Genomic DNA, 1,963 nt, shown 5'->3' on the forward strand with positions numbered 1-1,963 from the left:
CACCCGGCTTCCCCAGCCGCTCAAAGGCCGAGCCCCCGTCCACACCCTGTGGACGGGGGCTCGGCCTTGCGCACGCCGCCCGGGCGACGACCGGCACCGCAGCGCCGACCGTCGGCCCCGGGCCAGGAGCGGCCCGGAGGCGAGCGGGCGACCCCGCCCCGAGCCGAAGGACCGCGCCGGGGCCGAAAGGGAGAAGCGAGGACGACCCGAGGCACGAGGGACGTTGGAGCGCCGACCGTCGGCCCCGGGCCAGGAGCGGCCCGGAGGCGAGCGGGCGACAGATCAGTGCGTCTCGGTGACCTTGGCGAGGGCGCGGGGGGCGTCCGGGTCCTGGCCGCGGGCGATGGTGACCTCGTAGGCCAGCAGCTGCAGCGGCAGGATCTCCAGGATCGTCTGGACCTCCTCGGGCACGCCGGCCGGCAGCGCGAAGCCCGCCGAGGCGACCTCCACCTGTGCCTGCTGGCCGATGACCACCAGGTCCGCGCCGCGGCCGCGCAGGCGGTCCAGGACCGGCTGCAGGGCCTCGCCGCCCTTGCCGTCCGGGACGATCGCGATGACCGGGGAGACGTTGTCCACCATGGCCAGCGGGCCGTGCAGCAGGTCGGCGCCGGAGAACGGGGAGGCCGGGATGTAGGTGGTCTCCATCAGCTTGAGCGCCGCCTCACGGGCGGTCGGGTAGCCGTAGCCGCGCGAGGTGATGACCAGGCGCTGGGCGAAGCGGTAGCGCTCGGCCAGCGCCTTCACCTCGGCCTGGCGGGCCAGGATGCCGGCGGCCAGCGACGGCAGTTCCTTCGCGGCCGCGCCGTCGCCGCCGCGCAGGCCCTCGACCAGCAGGTAGAGCGCCAGCAGCTCGGCCGTGTAGGTCTTGGTGGCGGGCAGCGCCTTCTCCGGGCCGGCCAGCACGTCGATGTGGAACTCGGAGACCTCGGCCAGCGGCGAGGACGCGTTGTTGGTGACGGCCAGGGTGATGGCGCCGGCCTCGCGGGCCGCCTTGGTGGAGGCCACCAGGTCCGGCGAACCGCCGGACTGGCTGACGGTGATCACCAGCACGTCGGTGAGGTCCGGCTTGGCCCCGTACGCGGTGGTGGTCGACATCGAGGTCAGGCCGGCCGGCTTGCCGAGCAGGATCTCGATCAGGTACTTCGCGTAGAGCGCCGCGTTGTCGGACGTGCCACGGGCGGTCAGCAGGACGAAGCGCGGGTTGCGGGCGGCGATCTCGGCCGCGATCTCGAAGATCTTCGGCGCGCCCTCGTCGAGGATGCGCTGGAGGACGGCCGGCTGCTCGGCCATCTCCGCCGCCATGATCCGGCCGGGGACGGGGACAGTCTGCGTGTCGGACATCTTGGGTGTGCCTCCGATGAGATGGTTCCACCCCACGCGGGCGGGGATGCCCGGTGGGGACCTCTACGGCGGCGAGTCCGCACACTCGCTGCGGTGTTTCCTGCGGCAATCCTACGGGGACCCCCACCCGGGAGCACAGTCGAGGCGCCGACCCGGGCCCCTCCCCCGCTGGTGGGGAGGGGTCGGGCCGGGCCCCGCGGCTCCGCGGCGGCGGGTCAGCCGGCCTTGTTGATCAGCTGGTCGATCGCGGCGTCCGCGTCCTTGGTGGCCTGGTCGATCGGCTTGTTGTTCTTGAGGATCGCCGTGAGCATGTCCGGCAGGATCTTCTGCTTCTCGATCGCGCCCCAGCCGGGTGCCAGCGGGGTGAACCACGCGTCCGGCACCGCGTTGGCCGCGGCCGCGGTGGCCGGCTTGTTCTTCAGCGGGCCCAGCTGGGTCAGGTTGTTCGGCAGGATGTCCCGGTCCGCCAGCGCCTGCTGCGACTTGGTGCCGGTGAACATCCGGATCCAGTCCGCCGCCAGGGCGGCCACCGGGGACTTCGCGGTGACGGCGAGGTCCGACCCGCCGATGAAGGTCGGCAGCGGCTTGCCGCCCGGGCCGGGCATGGTGGCCATCTTGACCG

At 73.4% G+C, this 1,963-nt stretch carries 1 protein-coding gene and 1 pseudogene; both read right to left on the reverse strand.

Annotation, left to right across the window (positions count from 1 at the left end):
- Positions 1 to 282: 282 nt before the first annotated feature.
- Positions 283 to 1,341 (reverse strand): SIS domain-containing protein, encoded by a 1,059-nt coding sequence (locus MCM47_RS39865; RefSeq protein ID WP_238865355.1) that lies wholly within the window; start codon positions 1,339 to 1,341, stop codon positions 283 to 285.
- A gap of 215 nt (positions 1,342 to 1,556) precedes the next feature.
- Positions 1,557 to 1,963 (reverse strand): annotated as a pseudogene (locus tag MCM47_RS39870) (sugar transporter); the annotation flags it as partial.

This window comes from Kitasatospora sp. A2-31 (assembly GCF_022288725.1).
Classification (GTDB): Bacteria; Actinomycetota; Actinomycetes; order Streptomycetales; family Streptomycetaceae; genus Kitasatospora.